The 18,512-nt window shown below is 43.2% G+C and carries 15 protein-coding genes and 2 tRNA genes; 9 read left to right on the forward strand and 8 right to left on the reverse strand.

What is annotated here, in order from left to right; all coding sequences use genetic code 11:
- Positions 1 to 202: 202 nt before the first annotated feature.
- Entirely contained in the window at positions 203 to 994 is a 792-nt protein-coding gene (locus NIES1031_RS01925; protein ID WP_073547853.1) for a TrmH family RNA methyltransferase, read from the reverse strand.
- Between the two features lie 1,077 nt (positions 995 to 2,071).
- Here NIES1031_RS01925 and NIES1031_RS01930 point away from each other — a divergent pair.
- Positions 2,072 to 2,245 carry a helix-turn-helix domain-containing protein gene (locus NIES1031_RS01930; protein ID WP_218596637.1) on the forward strand — a complete coding sequence of 58 codons (174 nt, stop codon included), beginning with the start codon at positions 2,072 to 2,074 and terminating at the stop codon, positions 2,243 to 2,245.
- A gap of 316 nt (positions 2,246 to 2,561) precedes the next feature.
- Here the strand turns inward: NIES1031_RS01930 and NIES1031_RS01935 are convergent.
- A tRNA-Leu gene (locus NIES1031_RS01935) sits at positions 2,562 to 2,643 on the reverse strand.
- A gap of 420 nt (positions 2,644 to 3,063) precedes the next feature.
- Between NIES1031_RS01935 and murA the strand changes: the two genes are divergently transcribed.
- The 4 genes from murA to NIES1031_RS01955 all read left to right on the forward strand — a co-directional run bounded on the left by murA (position 3,064) and on the right by NIES1031_RS01955 (position 6,957).
- Positions 3,064 to 4,440, forward strand: a complete 1,377-nt coding sequence (gene murA, locus NIES1031_RS01940) for a UDP-N-acetylglucosamine 1-carboxyvinyltransferase (RefSeq protein ID WP_073547854.1) — start codon at positions 3,064 to 3,066, stop codon at positions 4,438 to 4,440.
- Between the two features lie 183 nt (positions 4,441 to 4,623).
- Entirely contained in the window at positions 4,624 to 5,496 is an 873-nt protein-coding gene (locus tag NIES1031_RS01945) for a M48 family metallopeptidase (RefSeq protein ID WP_073547855.1), read from the forward strand.
- A tRNA-Leu gene (locus tag NIES1031_RS01950) sits at positions 5,475 to 5,558 on the forward strand. Before NIES1031_RS01945 ends, NIES1031_RS01950 begins: the two co-directional genes overlap by 22 nt.
- Before the next feature lie 730 nt (positions 5,559 to 6,288).
- A complete protein-coding gene (locus NIES1031_RS01955; protein WP_073547856.1) occupies positions 6,289 to 6,957 on the forward strand; it encodes a M23 family metallopeptidase in 669 nt (222 codons plus the stop codon).
- A gap of 326 nt (positions 6,958 to 7,283) precedes the next feature.
- Here NIES1031_RS01955 and ftsH read toward each other — a convergent pair whose 3' ends face one another.
- Positions 7,284 to 9,146: an ATP-dependent zinc metalloprotease FtsH gene (gene ftsH / locus NIES1031_RS01960; protein ID WP_330219935.1), complete on the reverse strand. Its 1,863-nt coding sequence runs from the start codon at positions 9,144 to 9,146 to the stop codon at positions 7,284 to 7,286.
- Positions 9,147 to 9,550: 404 nt separating this feature from the next.
- Here ftsH and NIES1031_RS01965 point away from each other — a divergent pair, with 404 nt between their 5' ends.
- Positions 9,551 to 10,096 (forward strand): NADPH-dependent FMN reductase, encoded by a 546-nt coding sequence (locus NIES1031_RS01965; protein ID WP_073547858.1) that lies wholly within the window; start codon positions 9,551 to 9,553, stop codon positions 10,094 to 10,096.
- Positions 10,097 to 10,478: 382 nt separating this feature from the next.
- Positions 10,479 to 11,078 (forward strand): Crp/Fnr family transcriptional regulator, encoded by a 600-nt coding sequence (locus NIES1031_RS01970; RefSeq protein WP_073547859.1) that lies wholly within the window; start codon positions 10,479 to 10,481, stop codon positions 11,076 to 11,078.
- A gap of 58 nt (positions 11,079 to 11,136) precedes the next feature.
- On the opposite strand, the gene NIES1031_RS01975 is transcribed toward NIES1031_RS01970, so the two are convergent.
- The 4 genes from NIES1031_RS01975 to NIES1031_RS01995 all read right to left on the reverse strand — a co-directional run bounded on the left by NIES1031_RS01975 (position 11,137) and on the right by NIES1031_RS01995 (position 15,831).
- Entirely contained in the window at positions 11,137 to 12,258 is a 1,122-nt protein-coding gene (locus NIES1031_RS01975; protein WP_073547860.1) for a ferrochelatase, read from the reverse strand.
- Positions 12,259 to 12,401: 143 nt separating this feature from the next.
- Positions 12,402 to 13,796: a magnesium transporter gene (mgtE, locus tag NIES1031_RS01980; protein ID WP_073547861.1), complete on the reverse strand. Its 1,395-nt coding sequence runs from the start codon at positions 13,794 to 13,796 to the stop codon at positions 12,402 to 12,404.
- Between the two features lie 255 nt (positions 13,797 to 14,051).
- Positions 14,052 to 14,357, reverse strand: a complete 306-nt coding sequence (locus tag NIES1031_RS26585) for a DUF7980 family protein (RefSeq protein ID WP_073547863.1) — start codon at positions 14,355 to 14,357, stop codon at positions 14,052 to 14,054.
- A gap of 193 nt (positions 14,358 to 14,550) precedes the next feature.
- On the reverse strand, positions 14,551 to 15,831 hold the full coding sequence (locus NIES1031_RS01995) for a sensor histidine kinase (protein WP_073547864.1): 1,281 nt from the start codon (positions 15,829 to 15,831) through the stop codon (positions 14,551 to 14,553).
- Positions 15,832 to 16,083: 252 nt separating this feature from the next.
- Here NIES1031_RS01995 and NIES1031_RS02000 point away from each other — a divergent pair, with 252 nt between their 5' ends.
- Entirely contained in the window at positions 16,084 to 17,235 is a 1,152-nt protein-coding gene (locus NIES1031_RS02000) for an MFS transporter (protein ID WP_073547865.1), read from the forward strand.
- Between the two features lie 5 nt (positions 17,236 to 17,240).
- Here the strand turns inward: NIES1031_RS02000 and rppA are convergent, their stop codons facing one another.
- The gene (gene rppA, locus NIES1031_RS02005) at positions 17,241 to 17,945 is read right to left on the reverse strand and encodes a two-component system response regulator RppA (RefSeq protein WP_073548100.1); all 705 of its coding nucleotides are present in this window, start codon (positions 17,943 to 17,945) and stop codon (positions 17,241 to 17,243) included.
- Positions 17,946 to 18,047: 102 nt separating this feature from the next.
- Between rppA and NIES1031_RS02010 the strand changes: the two genes are divergently transcribed.
- A complete protein-coding gene (locus NIES1031_RS02010) occupies positions 18,048 to 18,437 on the forward strand; it encodes a hypothetical protein (protein ID WP_073548101.1) in 390 nt (129 codons plus the stop codon).
- Positions 18,438 to 18,512: the final 75 nt, after the last annotated feature.

An 18,512-nucleotide genomic window follows, 5' to 3' on the forward strand; every position in this document is an offset into this window, starting at 1 on the left:
TTACTTTCTATTCAACTTTTTGATTAAATAAGAAATTTTCTCACTATTGTTCAGAGTCATAAAATAATTCCCGTAAGCACAGCAGGCGAAGACTTGTTGCTTCTATAACTTATTGAAAATGATTATGCTTATCTTGCCAAGGTAGTGCGCGAGAAAAAAGCAACTAAAGAAAGAGATATTGCGAACAAGTCGCAAAACAACTTTATTGTGCCGTCGAAAACATCTTTTGGCGTTGCGCTTCATACAACATCAAAGCAGCTGCGATCGCCACATTCAAAGATTCGACTTCTGCGTTTTGCGGAATTCTGACACAAAGATCGCTTTGCGCAACTAATTCAGCGGATAAGCCTGCGCCTTCATTTCCCAGCAAGATGACACTAGGGCGCTGCCAATCTACTTCCCAGTAAGTTAATGGTGCATCTGCTTGTGTAGCGATGACCTGCATTCCTGCTTGTTGACATTCGCGCACCGTTGTTTTTAAATCAGCGCTGACAGCGATCGGCAAACGAAACCACTGTCCGGCTGTAGCTCTTAAAACTTTTGGGTTGTAGATATCGACACTATTGGCACTTAACCACAATCCACTCGCACTAGCTGCTGTAGCCGTACGAATGATTGTCCCTACATTGCCTGGGTCTTGCACGTTTTCTAAAGCTAGAGTTAAACCGTTGTACGGTACTTGGATGCGATCCAAACTGCGGTGTGCGGTTGCGACAACGCCATCAGGGTTTACAGTTGTGGCGATCGCCTGTAAAACTTCTTCACTGACGATTTCCCCGCGTTGTGCTTGTTGATTAGCTTGTTGCCATATTATTGGGTTGCGACTTTGCCACTCTGGAGTACAACACACAGTCTCTAAAGGGTACTTTACCCGACAAGCTTCTTGAAGTAGGTGCGTTCCTTCGATTAAAAATACGCCTTGGTCCCGCCGTTCTTTTGCGGAATGCAACTTGCGAAGCTGCTTGACTAGCGGGTTTTGCAAACTAGTGAGCATACAATTTGTAGCAGGCTACAGCCGAGTGAATTCAAAGTTATCAGCTACAGGGGACTTTTTCAAGTTGAGTTTTTTGCTTTACGCGCATTTTTACGTCCTTCTTTAACCCGTAAATAGGATGTCTAAGAAGTGCTCTGGATAGTTCATTCACCCCGTAAATCTCCTGATTGCCTCCTAAATCCCCCAATCTTGGGGACTTTGATTTTAGAGGTTTTTAGGATGGGGGAGCTAGGCTTGTGCAATCACATCTTCTTAGCCAGATAATGGTAACTGAATAAGTGATTAAAACTCATTCTTTAAGCTAGCTTTGATTATTAACAAATTTATATTTCAACTTCGTAAGAATACGGATATCGTAGGAAAATAATTTTAGTTTTTCTGACATTTTTATAAAAAGTATTTTCGTATCTAGAATCTTTTGTGGATAATTTACTAAATATCCGTTCTTACACTGTTAGAGAAAGCAATTTTTAGCAAAAATCTTTGTATTTCAGTATCAACAAGTACTTGATAGAGTATTTTGATCAAAAAATAGCTTCTTTATGGCGAGATGAATTGCGCGATTTTTTAGTATGCGGCTAACTAGTGGTCAAGAGAAGTTTAAGTGCGATCGCCTATCTACATCTGTAGCATTTTTTTTTACTTTGATATCTCAGAATTAAAAATTTCGATGTTACCAGATAAGAGTATGAATAATTCTTGAATTATGTAAACCTCCTACATGAAGAGAACCGCAAATGAATTCGCAGCTAAATAAACCCTATTTCCTCCGTATATTTTTTGATAACACTTTTATTTTAGTGTGTGAAGGCACACTTCGTTTTGGTAGCCCCGACTTCAGTCGAAGGGCATCTGGATTAGCAATTTATACATTGATTCAGCAAAGCCAAAATTTTAATATTTTTTCCGTATTGTCCGCAATTAAGTTTAAAGTTTTCATAAATTATCGGTAAATTTCTTAGATTTTAGTTTACGCAGTTTTACTACTGACAGTGACTATTTCTAGCAAATATGATGCGCAACGTGATACGTCAAGTGCTACGTCATGTAGTGTCCAAGCTGGAGATTAAAAGTTAGATGTCAGTCAAAACTTTAGAAATGAATCAGCCACAAACTGGGAAGCTCATTCGTGAAATACGGTTAGAAACTGCGCTGACACAAGAACAGTTTGCGGCTGAATTAGGTGTTACCTGTTCTTCAATTAATCGTTGGGGGAACGGGCAGAGTACAGGAGTACACCTTTACTTTTAGCTAGGCAAAAAAATTTTCAACACCTAGAACAAATGGGCGATCGCGGTCAGGAATTATTAGCTAAATGCACAGCTTATTAAGCCTGAAACAGCTTGGTGTATTTGGATTTATACCTGGATAAAACTTAGTTTTTCATCATTATTAGACGATGGAAATTTTGTGATTCAACTTGTGGAGGATACTAACAAGCTTAACCTGATTGCGAATGAAGGTATTAAACCTACTAGCTTGCAAATTTCTTTAGCAGCATTTCTCCTAAGAGCATAACTGAACTAATCAACGCACTGTCTGTAATGTTTATTTATACAGAAAATAATGCGGAACCCGGGACTTGAACCCGGAAGCCTTGCGGCACTAGAACCTGAATCTAGCGCGTCTGCCAATTCCGCCAGTTCCGCTCGTATATTTTTAACGTAGCTTTTCATTATCACTCAAATTTGTCTAAGTGTCAATATTAGTTTGTCTTAGTTCGGGATGTTAAGAACGCAAAACGCAGAGGGCAGACTTCTAGCAATGACCTAGAAACGCTGGTGTAAGGACGAAATTGTGTAACCCCTCATAGCGCAGTGGGTCAAAACCTCCTACGACATCACATTCGTAAATACTTTCTGCTTTTTATTGGCGATCGCAATGTTCAAAACCGTAAACTTTATCATTCATTGAAAAATAAGACAATCGTGTAAATACTCTTTTGTTTCAAGCAACGATGAAATTAATATGCGATGACTCAGAAGGTTTAACTTTTGCAAATGTCAATGTAGAATCAAAACCAACTTTGAACTTGTAAAAGTACCGAATTCTTTACGGAGGATAGACCTATTACTACCTCTCACGGCTTACCAAACGCCCACACGTTATCTGATGCTGACGCTTCTGTTCTACAGATTTGGGGAAAGCATCCATTAAAGGGTCATGTCAAGATTAGTGGCGCAAAAAACTCAGCGCTGACAATCATCGCCGCAGCCCTACTTTGTCCTGAGGATTGCCGCATTCGCAATGTTCCTAACCTTGTCGATGTGAAGCGCATGGGACAAATTTTAGCAGCATTGGGAGTTAAGATTGAGCATCACGGTGATGTTTTAGACATCAATGCGAGTACGATTAGTCACTCGAAAGCTCCGTATGAGCTAGTTAGCCAGCTACGAGCAAGTTTCTTTATCATTGGTCCATTACTCGCGAGGTTAGGAGTCGCACGCATTCCCCTACCTGGTGGTTGTACAATTGGCGCTCGACCGGTGGATCTCCATGTTCGGGGTTTACAAGCTATGGGAGCCGATGTGCAAATTGAACACGGTATCGTTCACGCTTACGTCACGGGAAGTCAACGCAGACTTAAAGGCGCAAAAATCTACTTAGATTACCCCAGCGTCGGTGCTACCGAGACAATTATGATGGCCGCTACCTTGGCAGAAGGGGAAACAACGATTGAAAACGCAGCACAAGAGCCAGAAGTCGTAGACTTAGCCAATTTTTGTCGAGCGATGGGGGCGCGTATTCGCGGAGCAGGAACAAATACTATTACAATCGCTGGAGTTCCTCGCTTGCATTCAACAGACTACACTATCAATCCCGATCGCATCGAGGCAGGAACTTTCTTAGTCGCTGGAGCGATTACGCATTCGGAGATTAGTTTGTCTCCTGTCGTTCCAGAGCATCTGACTGCGGTGATTGCGAAACTTCAGGAAACTGGCGCGCAAATTGTCACTGAAGCACCTGATCGCTTGTGCATTATTCCAGGAGACACGATTAAAGCAACTGATATTGAAACCTTGCCGTACCCTGGTTTTCCTACCGATATGCAAGCCCAGTTTATGGCGTTACTCACACTGAGTGAAGGCAATAGTTTAATAACTGAAACTGTATTTGAAAACCGAATGCGTCATGTCGCCGAGCTAAATCGCATGGGCGCAGATATTCGGATTAAAGGCAACCATGCGCTTATACGAGGTGTTTCGATGTTATCTGGCGCACCAGTCATCGCAACAGATCTTCGTGCTTCCGCAGCGCTTGTCTTAGCTGGATTGGCAGCAAATGGTAAAACGGTTATTCAGTGCTTACATCATCTCGATCGCGGCTACGAACAGCTAGAAGTGAAACTACTTTCTTTAGGGGCGGTCTTAGAGCGCGTTCCGGCTGGTGCAGATGCAGGTAGTGCAGGTTTAACGAGTTATTCTGTTTTATCTGAGAAAGACTGATGAACAATTGAGTTGAAGTGACTCACAACTTTGGCATCGTACACAAAGGGATGATTGCGAACCGCAGTGAAAAAGCTGTGATTCGTTATACTGAACACATAGCGTATTAGTTCACAACGCGATCGCACCAGCAGGTACTAACCTGCTGTCATACCTCTATTCCTTCGCAAGCGAAAACGGCGCATGATCTCTAAAACTCAATTAATTGGTTTAAAAGCCGACGAGTTTCGTCATCCATTAGATTTGGAGGCAACTAAAGCTCTCAAACAAATCCCTGGCGCTGATATCATTGTGCGCAACCTGCTAGGACAAATGGCAGAACAGTTTTTTTATGTGGAAAATATTGCCTCAAGCATCCTAGTCGGCGAGCAACAACTGCCTCAGTTTTACAAGCTGTTAATCGAAGCTTGTCGAGTGTTGGATTTAGAACCGCCACAGTTGTACGTCCGTCAGCACCCAGTCCCGAATGCTTACACGTTCGCCATGCGTGGTAAGCAGCCCTTTATTGTCATGCATACTTCGTTATTAGATTTGCTGACTCCTGAGGAAATTCAGGCAGTGATCGCGCATGAATTAGGTCATCTCAAGTGCGATCATGGAGTGTATCTGACGTTAGTCAATTTGGTTGTTTTAGCCGCAGGACAGTTGCCTAATTTGGGCGGCTTTGTTGCGCAGGCACTTCAAGCACAACTTTTAGAGTGGGTTCGCTGCGCCGAATTTACGTGCGATCGCGCCGCACTCCTCGCCACTCAAGATCCAAAGATCGTCATGTCGCTTTTGATGAAGCTTTCGGGAGGTTCGCCGACACTCGCGCCGCAACTCAACTTAGATGCGTTTCTTGCACAAGCCCGTGCCTATGACGACATCAGCAACACCGAATTAGGCGAAGTCCTCAAATCAGCGCGGACATCACAACTCACTCATCCGCTACCCGTACTACGCGCACGAGAAATCGATCGTTGGGCATCAAGTCGAGATTATCAAAACTTGTTAGAAAGTCACACTATGGATTATAATCATAAAGCTGCACCCAAGGGCGGGTGGCGAAACTGGTAGACGCACCACACTCAAAATGTGGCGACCTTACGGTCATAGGAGTTCGATTCTCCTCCTGCCCATTAATTTCATCAAACTCAAGCGCTATGAAGCGCGAATAGTGTATCGAACGAGTATCACTCATCCAAGCTGTGTTGTTAATAACGCACGGCTCTTTTACAGTTGCCTTAATTTCTAATATTTCAAGATTGAGGTAGCGTTAGTGAAATAATTAATCATGCGATCGCCAAACTGAAATATGCTGCTTATCAGTTGTGACTTGCAATAACATGAGGTGTAGACTAACTACTTTTAGAATCTAATTAAGAGTTATAGTAAATTCTTTTATTATAAGCACAAAAAACATAACTGCCACTACCGTATGTTTTCTAGTATTACGATAAGTTTTTAGTATCATTTTGTCGCAAGATATCAGTAAAATTGCGCTTGGATCGCAAGTGGATCTGACGCTAATTTCTTTAGATGTTTGCTATGGCAGGGAGCCTAAATAAGATTGAGAGTAGCCTCGTTTATTAAAACACATTATTAAAAAATGCTTAAAAATCTTTCTATCAGGGAAGGGAACTTTTGCTTTGAGAAGCCACTCAATTGCTCTTTGAAAGATCCCCTTGTTCTCAAATAAGGCGATCATATTTTTCTAGTGCTGCGCAATCGTGCTTTGCATGTGCGTGAAACTACATTAAGTAATACTTTTAACTGATAGAGCAATCGTATTACTAACCCAGAGATTACAGACGATCAATTGTCAAAGCTACTAGCCGAAGACTATTGTCTATGTTGAGGAGTGAATGTATGAAGCAAGCATCTGCATCTAGTTATCAACCCACTAAAAATTGTATTCGTTTGAGAAAAAGTCTTCTTCTAGCTGCGTTAGGAATCTTAAGTGCATCGAGCTTAATTTGGCAACAGTACACCATCCAAGTTGTAGCAGCTGAAGAAAATCAGGTTGCTACTAGTAATTCTTGGCAGAATGCTTCATTTCCGGTAGAAAATTTTCAAGCTTACTCTTCCCCGTTTGGATATCGTCGTTCTGCGACTGGGGGTTCAGGGTGGGAGTTTCATCGAGGGCTAGATTTCGCGGCACCGCAAGGCAGTTATATTCGTAACTGGTGGTCAGGGAAGGTTGTTAAAGTTTCAGATCGTACTGCTTGTGGAACGCATGTTATTGTGCAATCTGGTGATTGGGAGCATACTTATTGCCATATGCAAGGTCATGTCGAAGCACAGGGCGGAAATCGCTACTTAATTGACCGCGAGGGTGGAATTCAAATCTGGGAAGGTCAATACATTCATAGTGGCGCGCGAATTGGTCGAGTAGGAATGACAGGGCGCACCACAGGTCCGCACCTACATTGGGGGCTCAAGTACGCCAACAACTATGTAGATCCTGCACTTGTTCTACGAGCTATGTATGCTCAGCAATCGGGTAGAACGCTACAATCTTCTGCAAGGATTCGATAAGGGATCAGAGAATCTGCGCTATCATTAAAAGCCGGCTTAAAGCTCTTACTATGGTAAGAGGTCTAGCAAAACGCATTCAGCTTAGGACAAGTATATTGAGTAAATGTATTACTCGATAAAGCTTTTAAAAAAGCTAAGAGCTAACAGAAGAAATCGCTAACTGCTATAGAAGGTGAAAACCAAGAAAATTGCTGATGTTGAGATTTTAAAAATGTCCTAACATATAGCTCGACTGCTGTATGTCAGTAGCTCAATAAAAAGCCGATAATTTATACCCTGCAAGTTGAAATTATCGGCTCTTATGTTTGAAATTATCTCAGTTGTAACTAACTAGCAACAAGCGCATCTTGGTCTTGAGATTGCTTGTATTCGGCTACAATTTTGCGAAATTCATCGCCGTCAATTGTTTCTCGTTCAATCAGTAAATCGACTAGCCGATCCATCAAAACGCGGTTTTCTTGCAGAATTGTTAATGCTTGCTCGTGACAATGAGAAATAATCTGTCGCACTTGAGCATCCACACGTGCTGTAATCTCTTCAGAATACTCTGAGCGAGTCATGAGATCGCGCCCTAGAAAGACCTCGCTGTTTTGGTTGTCGAGTGAAAGTAAACCTAGGTCAGACATCCCAAAGCGAGTGACCATCTGACGTGCTAAGTTTGTAAGTTGTTGTAAATCTTGACCTGCACCTGTTGTAACTTCCTCTTTACCAAAGACAATTTCTTCAGCTGCTCTACCGCCAAGTGTCGCCGTAATTCTAGCTAAAAGCTGCACGCGCGAAATTAATCCTTGGTCTTCACTCGGAGTAAACCATGTTAGTCCTCGCGCTTGTCCGCGCGGAATCAGCGTGACTTTTTGCACGGGGTCGTGGTCTTTGAGTAGTGTCGCCAGCAATGCGTGACCTACTTCATGGTAGGCTATGAGTCGCTTGCTCTTGCTATCGACAAGTGGTGTCCCTTCCATTCCTGCGACAACGCGGTCGATCGCATCATCTATTTCTAATAATGTAATCGCTTCTTTGCGTCGCCGTGCGGTCAAAATTGCGGCTTCGTTGAGCAAGTTGGCTAAATCGGCTCCGGTAAATCCTGGCGTCCGCCGTGCGACTGCATCTAACGACACATTCGGGTCAAGCTTTTTATTTCGTGCATGGACTTTGAGAATTTCTTGACGTCCTTTAACATCGGGCGCATCGACAATGACTTGGCGGTCAAATCTGCCAGGGCGCAGTAATGCTGCATCGAGCACATCAGGGCGGTTCGTCGCGGCGATAATAATGATTCCTGTGTTGCCTTCAAAGCCGTCCATCTCGGTGAGTAGCTGATTGAGTGTTTGTTCGCGTTCATCATTACCACCACCGATTCCAGTACCGCGTTGTCTTCCTACCGCGTCGATTTCATCGATGAAGATCAAGCAGGGCGCGTTGTCTTTGGCTTTTTTGAATAAGTCGCGGACGCGCGAAGCACCAACACCAACGAACATTTCGACGAATTCGCTACCAGAGATACTAAAGAATGGAACTCCAGCCTCACCTGCGATCGCTTTTGCCAAAAGAGTTTTTCCAGTTCCTGGAGGTCCGACTAATAAAACACCTTTAGGAATCCTGGCACCTACAGCGGTAAAGCGTTCGGGTTGCTTAAGGAACGTGACGACTTCTTGGAGTTCTTCTTTTGCTTCTTCGATTCCAGCAACATCAACAAATGTTATTCCCGTTTTAGCTTCCATCTGAAAGCGGGCGCGGGATTTACCAAAGTTCATTGCTTGATTCGATGCGTTGCCCGAACGTCGGAGAAACAACAACATCAAAGCCATCAATGGTAAAATCCACAGCAGATTTGCTAAGATTCCAATTGCCACTCGACTATCCGCAGACGAGATCACTTCAAATTCAACGCGGTTGGCTCGCAGTCTTTCAATCAATTCGGGATTTTGGTCAAGCAGTGGCACTTCTTGAGGTGGCGCATCTGCTTGTTGTCCTTCGAGTTGAACTCTCGCAACTCTTTGCGTTGGGTCAATTTCGACGCGTTCGACTTGACCTGCATCAATTCTTTCGATTAATTCTCCATACGTTAGAGCATTCGGCTCTCTTCTTTGCGCGAGTGCTGGGCTTGCCACAAGCGTAGACTGTAACATAATCCAACCTGCGGCGATCGCACCAGTGAAAGCCAAACCGCTTGCTGGTCTTTGGCGCATCAATGCTTTTTTTTGCAAACCTCTCATATTGATTGCCCTTTGTCTACTGCCTTAACCCAAGCACTTGCATCTGAGCGTTCTGCCTGAGCGTGAATAAAAACTTACAATTTATCTTGCCAAGATCTAGTTTAGCCTTCCCACCACTACCTCTAGTATTACCGATACTTCAAGTTCTTTTGCTGGCAAAATTTCGGGTTTGACACAATCTCAGCATTTTGACTACAATTAAGCCATACTCATTACGACTACGTTTTTCTGTAACTGCAACTAATTATCTAGTCGCTACAAGAAGCACATAAGTTGCATACATAGAGTACTTTGCTTCACAACGAGATTGGATAACCGAAATTCAGATTTGTTGAGAATAATTAATATTTAAGTAGATTCCCTCACAAAGCAACTCGATGGTAAAAATTGTAGGAATTGGTGGTAGTTTAAGACCAGACTCTTATAGCCAAAGTGCTTTAAGACTGGTAGCACAGCGCGTAGAAGCATTGGGAGCAGAAGTAGAAATTCTTGACCTTAGGCAAATGGAACTACCATTTTGCAATGGAGAAGATAGCTATCCCGATTATCCTGATGTGGTCAAGCTACAAAATACGGTTAAGCAAGCCGACGGCTTAATTTTGGCAACTCCAGAGTATCACGGAAGTGTAAGTGGTGTCTTAAAAAATGCTCTAGATTTGATGAGTTTTGAGCAGCTAGATGGTAAGGTCGTCGGGTTAATCAGCGTATTGGGAGGTCAATCTAATAGTAATGCTTTGAACGATTTACGCGTCATTATGCGTTGGGTACACGCGTGGGTAATTCCCGAACAAGTTGCGATCGGACAAGCGTGGAAGGCTTTCGGTTCTGACGGCAAAATTTTGGACGAAAAAATTTCTCAACGTTTCGATCAATTCGCTCAAAGTTTAGTAGAAAACACGCGTAAGCTGCAAGGCGTTGCTTAGTAGCAGGATTCGTAATTCGTAATTGTTATACGTTTAGGAACTTGAGAATTAATTGAATTACCAATTAGACGGTAATCATTACTTCATTGATAAGTGTGAGCTTTAAAACCTAAATCAATTTATTACGAATTACGAGTTATTCGATTGTGAATAAATTGCTTACTAGGTTCGCTAAGAGTTTTTTGGCAGGAAACTCATTTATGTACCTTAGTAGGATTACCATATTTGTTGTATGTTTTGCAACCGTAATTTTAGGGTTTATTTTGAGAAATTCTAGGATTTCATCAAAAGATTTCCGTAAAACTACTATTGCTTGTCGATATTAAGTGCAATAGCGTGCTTATATAGTGTACTAACCTGCAACTTTTTGCAGTAAGAGAGTATGGCAATACCCGACGCAGGTTTAGCACCTTTTCTGTCCTTACAGAAGTGCAGGTTTCGTCGCAGAAAACAAATTCCACTTCAAACAGACATTCTGTGGAAAATTGAACGCGGTGCTGTACGTACATCTACTTGGACGGCAGATGGAACATTAATCGTCTTAGGTTATTGGAAACCTGGTGAAATCGTAGGCAAAGCAATATCGCGTATTCAGCCCCTTCAAATCGAATGCTTAACTGATGTAGAGTGTACTGGCGTGCCGTCTAATTTATGGGATGGCATATTGAATGATATCGTACAGCAGATGCAACAAACTGATGAATTAATCTGCATCATCCGCAGAGAATCAGTTATGTTAAGGCTGTGGGAGTTTCTTATTTGGCTAGACAAAAAGTTTGGTTGTGATGTTAAGCAGGGGCGGCTATTAGATTTACCCATTACTCATCAGGATATAGCCGATACGATTGGCTCGACACGGGTGACAGTGACGCGAATGCTGCAACAATTAGCAATAGAAGGGAAAATACGGCGTCAAGGATGGAGCATTATTATTACTGAGCCTCGTTTATTAGAGCCAGATGAAATGAAGCTTGGCAAATAAATTCGCGGCTAGATAAATTATGCCTTGTGAGGGTAAGGCAGTGCCTTACCCGTACTTTTTAGTGGTGATGATGGTGGTGATGCGCCTGCGTTGCTGCTAAGTGAGGGTTGACGGCGATCGCTTGTTCTGAGAGTAAAGCGGCGATGTGAGGGTTAGCCCACTCGGCTGCCATTTTCAGAAAGTCTGGATGGTCATTCACACAGGGCATTTGCACATAAGTAATATTTTTATGCTGGTGCTGTAGTCTATGAATGATATGATCGACATCGAGTAAAGTTTCATGATTCTCGGTAGCAAAGCCAATTGGCATAAAGACAATTGCTTTAGCACCAAGTTCGATCAAGTTTTTTGCGGCTTGCGTCGCGTTGGGCTGTGTCCATTCGATCAGCGGGGTGTCATGATTCAGCCAGCCGACAGAAATCAGCGGATAGCGGTAGATTAATTGTTCTCTTACCTGTTCGTATAGTGCTTCACTTTCTGTAATTCCAGAGGTGAATCCTTTGGCTTTATGCGGACAACCGTGATTCATTAACACGATACCAATTTGTGAAGGTAGGTAAGCTGCGGCTAAATCAGTCGCAATCTTTTCCTCAACAAGACGCGCCATTAAATCGATATACGCAGGTTCATTATAGAAAGAAGGAATATAGCGTTGTCCTTTCACCCAATGTTCGTCACCGTCTGCAAGCTTTGCTAACGCTTTGTTGACTTGCTCAACCGCAATTCCACTTGTGAAGATTGAATCGACAACGAGTAGCGGGTAAATGAGAATTTTGTCAAAGCCTTGATCTTTAATGTCTGTTAAGACTTGTTCTGGGAGAAACGGCGCGCAGAAGTTAAATGCTTTGAATACTTGAATGCGCTTTCCCCACTGTTGTTGTAAGTGCTGTTCAATTCCGGCGCGTTGCTGCTCAAAAATAGCGTTGTGGGGTGAGATGAAGTGATCGTGTTGATGACCCCATTCATGTCGGTCAAATAGCGCCAGTACTTTCGCTAAAGGCGGATAAATCCACGTTGGTACTGGAGCGAATTTAGCTGTTAGTAGATTTAAAGCTTGTTCATTATAGTTAGCAAAATCTTCGTAACTTTCGACTTCGCCGTAGCCCATCAGCAAGACGGCAACTCGGTCGTTGCTAGAATGGGCAGATGCTTGTTGCTGTTTTTCGGGGATGGCAACCAATTTACATTCCTCAAATATGTAATTTCGGTAATGTAGGTACTTGAAGCGCCCAACGATGCCGCATATAGCCCACAAAGTACCGACACTATACTTAGGTTAACATCCCCATAGGGGGCATAACAGTGTTCTGTGAGAAGTCAGCTTTACAATCCGAGAATTAATCGTGCTGTCCACAAGTAAATTAAAACTCCTAACACATCAACCGCAGTTGTAATAAATGGTGCTGACATTAAAGCGGGGTCGAGTTTGAGCGAACGAAACAAAAACGGTAACGCGGAACCTGCGAAAGAAGCCAAAATCGCGATCGCAAACAAACTGACTCCGACAGCGATCGCCACTGATAGATTACCCTGAAGAAAGTAAGCCCACACGGTAACAACAATAGCTAGCATGACACCCAAAATAACTCCTGCTAGCGTTTCCCGCGATATAACTCCTAGAAATTTGTTAGCTTGGACTTCGTTAGTACTTAACCCACGAATGACTACTGTAGAAGACTGCGCGCCCACATTACCACCAGTATCAATCAACAACGGAATAAATGCTGCTAGTGCGACAACTTGCTCAAGAACTTCTTCTTGGTTTTGAATCACTACCGCTGTTGCTGTATTTGTAATTAAGAGAACGAATAACCAAACGACGCGTTTGCGCGCGACAGTAAATAAGTTAGTTTGAAAATAATTACCGCCACCCGATTGAACGCCACCCAACGTATAAATGTCTTCGGTTGTTTCTTGCTCTAAAATATCAATAACATCATCAACCGTTACAATCCCAACTAAACGCCGTTCAGCATCAACGACAGGGACTGCTAAGAAATCATAATCTTTGATAATACGTGCAACTTCTTCTTGATCGGTTTCGGTATAAACGTACACAACATCCCGCGTCATCACCTCACCAATTGTTTGGTCTGGTTGGGCTGTTACTAAGTCTCTTAACGATAAGATGCCTACAAGTCGCCGTGCTGCATCGGTAACGTACAGGTAGTAAATTGTTTCAGTAACATTAGCAACGCTGCGAATGCGCTCTAGGGCTTGGGCTACGGTCATTCCCTCTTTGAGCGAAATATACTCTGGGGTCATAATGCGCCCAGCAGTATTAGGTTTATAGCCCAAAAGTAAAGACGTCGCTTGTCGTTCTTCAGGGCTGAGTTGCGTCAGCAGCCGTCGGACAATTTTCGCGGGTAATTCATCAAACAAACGCGCGCGATCATCTGGCGACATTTTATCAACAATATCCAAGACATCTTGATGTTTGAATTCCTCAATGAGCTTTTGTTGAACAACAGGATCGAGATATTCATAAACTTCGATCGCTTCATCTTTGGACAGCAAACGAAACGCGATCGCTTGCATTGCTTCTGGTAGCCCTTCGATCGCTTCAGCAATATCTACAGGTTGTACGGGTACAAGTAAAGCTTTTGCACCTTGAAAGTTTTGTTGTTCCAGCAGTGCTTGTAGCTGCATTTGTACGAGGTGGCGCAGTTCTTCACGCGATGCAGTTTGAGGGAGATTAGCATTGTAGTCTTGAGTCAAGGTGAACCTCCTAGTAATACTATTATCTTTAAGGTTTATATGTATAGGACAGCAGAGGAGCAGGGGTGCAAGGGTGCAGGGGAGAGTAGAGAATTATGAAATTCAGCTTGTACGAGCGCAAGACTTTTTTCCTTATAAAAGTGAAAAGGGCAATCTTAAAGCAACGATTAAAGATTTCCTTAAATCCTCCGTCTTATTCTCTTAACTTTTGCATAACAATGATGTCTTGATGCGTCTTATCAACCTCCTCTAGTACTAACTCAAAAATGGATTTTCCAGAATATTAAATTGCCTCAGTAAGAGAATAACAACTGTATAAACTGTAGAGGAAATCAAGCCAATTAGTAAATCTTTTTTTTGAAATTGCGTTTTGACTGATTGAGAACATCTGTAGCTCCAAATTGCATCAACAAAAAAACCGCAACGTTTAGGTATCCAGTGACATGCTATAGAAAAAGGTAAAAATAAATTTGCATGAAATAAACTAAAAACATAACCAATAAAGTAGGCAATTGGTAAATTAAAAAATAAATCATTAGCTCTCCTGCATGAATCGCAGATACCCTACGACTGAAGTCGGAGATCTCTAGGCACAGTGTACCTTCGTACACTAAAATGAGATTTTTAGTAGTAAGTCCGCGGAAGTGGACTTTGTTTATTTAGATGCGAATTTATTCGCCCAGCATTCACGCAGGAGGTCTATTCTACCTTATTCAACACTAACAACGATCCTTGTGACAAGAAAATGACAGGTTCAGTAGGGTTTAAGCGGTAGTTTGATTATAAAAGTAGATCCTTGAGCGTAGGTACTGCTAACACTAATTTGCCCATTATGCGCTTCTACAAGGTGCTGCGCGATCGCAAGTCCCAAACCAAAGCCACCGTTCTTCCTGGTGCGTTCGGTATCAACACGATAAAACCGTTCAAAAACGTGCGGTAAATCTTCCGCAGGAATACCAATACCGTTATCTTCAACTTCAATAACCGCCCAGCGCGATTGGCTAGTCAGACGTAACTGAACTTTACCGCCAGCCGGAGTATACTTGAAAGCATTATCGAGCAAATTCTTAACAGCTTGCTGAATCAAACTTGCATCGGCGAGTACTTTAACTGAATATGGTGGTAAATCGCTTGTAAAGCTCAGTGTTTCTGCGTTGTGTTCTATTTGATAACGTGCTAATTCTTTTAGCAGTTGAGTTAAGTCAATTTCTTGCAAGGCTTCGGGGGCTATTGTTCCCTGCTGTCGAGCCAGTAATAATAAATTACTGACTAAGTTACTCATTAATTTGGCAACTTCGACAATTTTCTCTAAACGCAAACGTTGCTGATCGGGATCACTTGAAAGTAGTCCGACTTGTGCATTGCTCAAAATCGCGGCTAGGGGTGTGCGTAATTCATGCGAAGCATCAGCCGTGAAGCGCTGTAGTTGGAAGTAAGCCTGACGAATTGGCTGCATCGCGAGTCCTCCCAAAAACCAACCTGTCAGTGCAATGATGAATATTGTGATTGGTACTGCTAAAGCTAAAAATAAGCGTAGCTGACTCAGCGAATCTTGGGCTGCGGCTAAAGGCGTTGCAATTTGCAGATAGCCAATGACTGTACCATTTTTCTCAACGGCTAATGTGACTTGACGCAACCAGGGCTGAAATAGGTTTTGCGGTGCTAAGTAGTCAATGTCTTTAATCGTGTGAAAACCGATCGCGGTTGTCAGTTGCGGTGGTGGGGGAGTGCCAAAAAAACGGACAATTTGCTTTTGCGAGTTGTACCAGCGAGCATAAACTAACTCGGTATCGACAGGTAAGGGAGTATTTCCTAACCAAGGGACGTTTTCTAAATCGACGCGCCGCTGACCTTGTTCAAAACGATAATCAACATTAGCCGCGATCGCACGTGTTTTTTTGTAGAGGAGGCGATCGATAACTTCAAGTTCGTCTTCAACTTCCTGATAATAAACAACCGCAGCAAAAATAACGAGAATACTTCCCATTGAAAGCGTAAACCAACGCGCTAAATTTCGACGACTGCGATTGAACATGGGTAGAGGTCAGGGGTCGGGGATCAGAGGCAAGAGGAGACGAAAAGTTACTCGTTAAGGATGTTCAGTGTAAGGGGTAAGGCATATCTTACTTCCTGCAAGTTTAAAACTGTTGAGGATTCAAAACTCAAGGTTAAAGTAAGTTTTCAGAAATTCTTGACAAAACCTCGCAGTTATTATTAGATAACCTCAGTAACAAGCTAAAAGGTGAGTTTTTCCTATGGCATACTTTCTGGCTCATGATTTCGGGCAATGAGAACCACCTCAAATGCTCTTAATTTTGTCATTTTATTAGGTATTGTGAGTCTGTGTGCTGATGCGACTTATGAGGGTGGACGTAGCATTGCCGGGGCATATCTTAATGTATTAGGTGCAAGTGGGGCAATTGTCGGATTAGTCGCAGGCGCAGGTGAGTTAATTGGTTATACACTGCGGCTTGTGACCGGATATCTCAGCGATCGCACGCAACAATATTGGGGAATCACAACACTAGGATATGGAATCAATACGCTAGCGATTCCACTGTTGGCGCTCACAGGACGCTGGGAAACAGCAGCCGCACTACTAATTGCCGAACGCGCAGGTAGAGCAGTACGATCTCCGCCACGCGATGTCTTGTTATCACACGCTGCAACTCAAGTAGGTAGAGGCTTTGGCTTTGGGTTACACGAAGCCTTGGATCAAATCGGGGCGGTAGCAGGTCCGCTTACTGTCGCTGGAGTCCTTGCTTGGCAACAAAGCTATCAACAAAGTTTTGCGATTCTACTAGTTCCAGCTTTAATTGGGCTAGGTGTGCTGCTGGTGACGCAACGACGCTACCCTAACCCGCGTGAATTTGAAACAAAAACTGTAGAATTAACCGGTACAGGTTTACCCCGTCGTTTCTGGATTTACTTAGCTGGCGTCATGTTGATCGCTTTTGGCTTTGCTGACTTTCCACTAATTGCGTTCCACTGGCAAAATACAGGACTGACACAAACGACAAACATTCCATTATTTTATGCTGTAGCTATGGCAATGGATGCGATCGCTGCGCTGATTTTAGGGAGATTGTTTGACCGCAATGGTATTGTTGTCTTCGTCTTCGCAGTTGTGTTGTCTGCACTTTTCGCACCTTTAACTTTTTTGGGTAGTCCTCCTTTAGCACTATTAGGTATGGCACTATGGGGGATCGGTATGGGCGCGCAAGAATCAATTATGAAGGCGATCGTTGCAGCAATGGTGCCAACACTGCAACGAGGTTCGGCATTTGGAATTTTTTACCTATGTTATGGCTTGGCGTGGTTTCTAGGTAGTGCATTGATGGGACTACTCTATGATCGCTCGGTTACCTTAGTGGTAGGTTTTTCCGTTGCCTTTCAGTTGGCTGCTGTTCCCGTAATCATATCAGTAATTCGGCAATAAATTAATTAACTATGTAACTGCTCTTTCGGGAGATCTTCTTCGGGCGGATTTAGACGATATCCCATACCATAGATCGTCTCAATCCAGTCAGCAGCATTAATAGTTTGTAACCGTTGGCGAAGGCGGCGAACTAAAGTTGTTACCGCGTTGCTTTCAGGTTCAGTACCCCATTCCCATAACGCTTCTTCGATTTGATCGCGGGTGAGTACCTGACGCGGATGACGAAAGAAGTATTCTAATAGCTGAAATTCCCGCGTCGATAGTTGCACAATTGTGTTATTACGTTCGACAGCAAGACTATTGAGGTGCAATTGAAGATCTGCCATGCGCAGTGTATCGCCTTGCCACAGCGGCGATCGCCTGCCTAAAGCCCGAACTCGCGCTAAAAGTTCCACAATGTCTGTCGGCTTGACTAAGTAATCATCTGCGCCTGCATCTAAACCTGTAACTTTATCGGCTGTAGTATCTTTTGCTGTTAACATCAACACAGGAGCCGTTTTACCAGCTTGGCGAAATTGCTGACATAAACTCAAGCCGCTAACGCGTGGTAGTAGCCAGTCTAAGATGAGTAAATCGTATTCTTTTTGCGATAATAACCACTGCGCGGTTTCTCCATCCTCAACACCATCGACAATATGTCCGGCTTGCGACAAAGCAGCGTAAAGCGGTTCTAATTGCGCGGGGTCGTCTTCTACGAGTAAGATTCTCATACAGCGCGATCGCCTACGAATGATGCCCATAGTAGAAAAGCTATGCTCCAGCGCACTTCTGCCATCGGAAAGATCCCCTCAGCCTCCCTTATGCGCCGCCGTATGATTTCACTTCGCTTCTTAAGAGCATTGTATTCACTGGGGCTAGAGTTTTGGCTAGCTCTACCGCTACTTGGATTTGCCTTTTGGTTTACCACGAGTGCGCTAACAGATCATGTATTAAGTCGTCCTTATGGTACAACGACTCAACTCGAAGCCGATACTCAACTTGAAGTTCATCTTTCAGTCACAGTAGTCACCATCCAAGCAGAAATCAATCAGCAGCAAGGTTTTACTAAAGTTGAAGTCTTGACAAAAGATTCTGTTTTGAAAAAATTAGATTTTATCTTTCCGGTGACTGACTTTAATCAACTCGAAACGACGATCGCATCTGAACTTGGACTCTCACGCGAAAATGTGCGGAGATTAGTGCGCTATCAAGTCAAAACTTAGACAAAGATTTAGTGCTTTTACGACTAAGTGAAGATGATTCGCCTCTACTGAACGAGATAAAAGTTCATCAGTTCA

The sequence above is a fragment of the Chroogloeocystis siderophila 5.2 s.c.1 genome (assembly GCF_001904655.1).
GTDB classification, from domain to species: Bacteria; Cyanobacteriota; Cyanobacteriia; order Cyanobacteriales; family Chroococcidiopsidaceae; genus Chroogloeocystis; species Chroogloeocystis siderophila.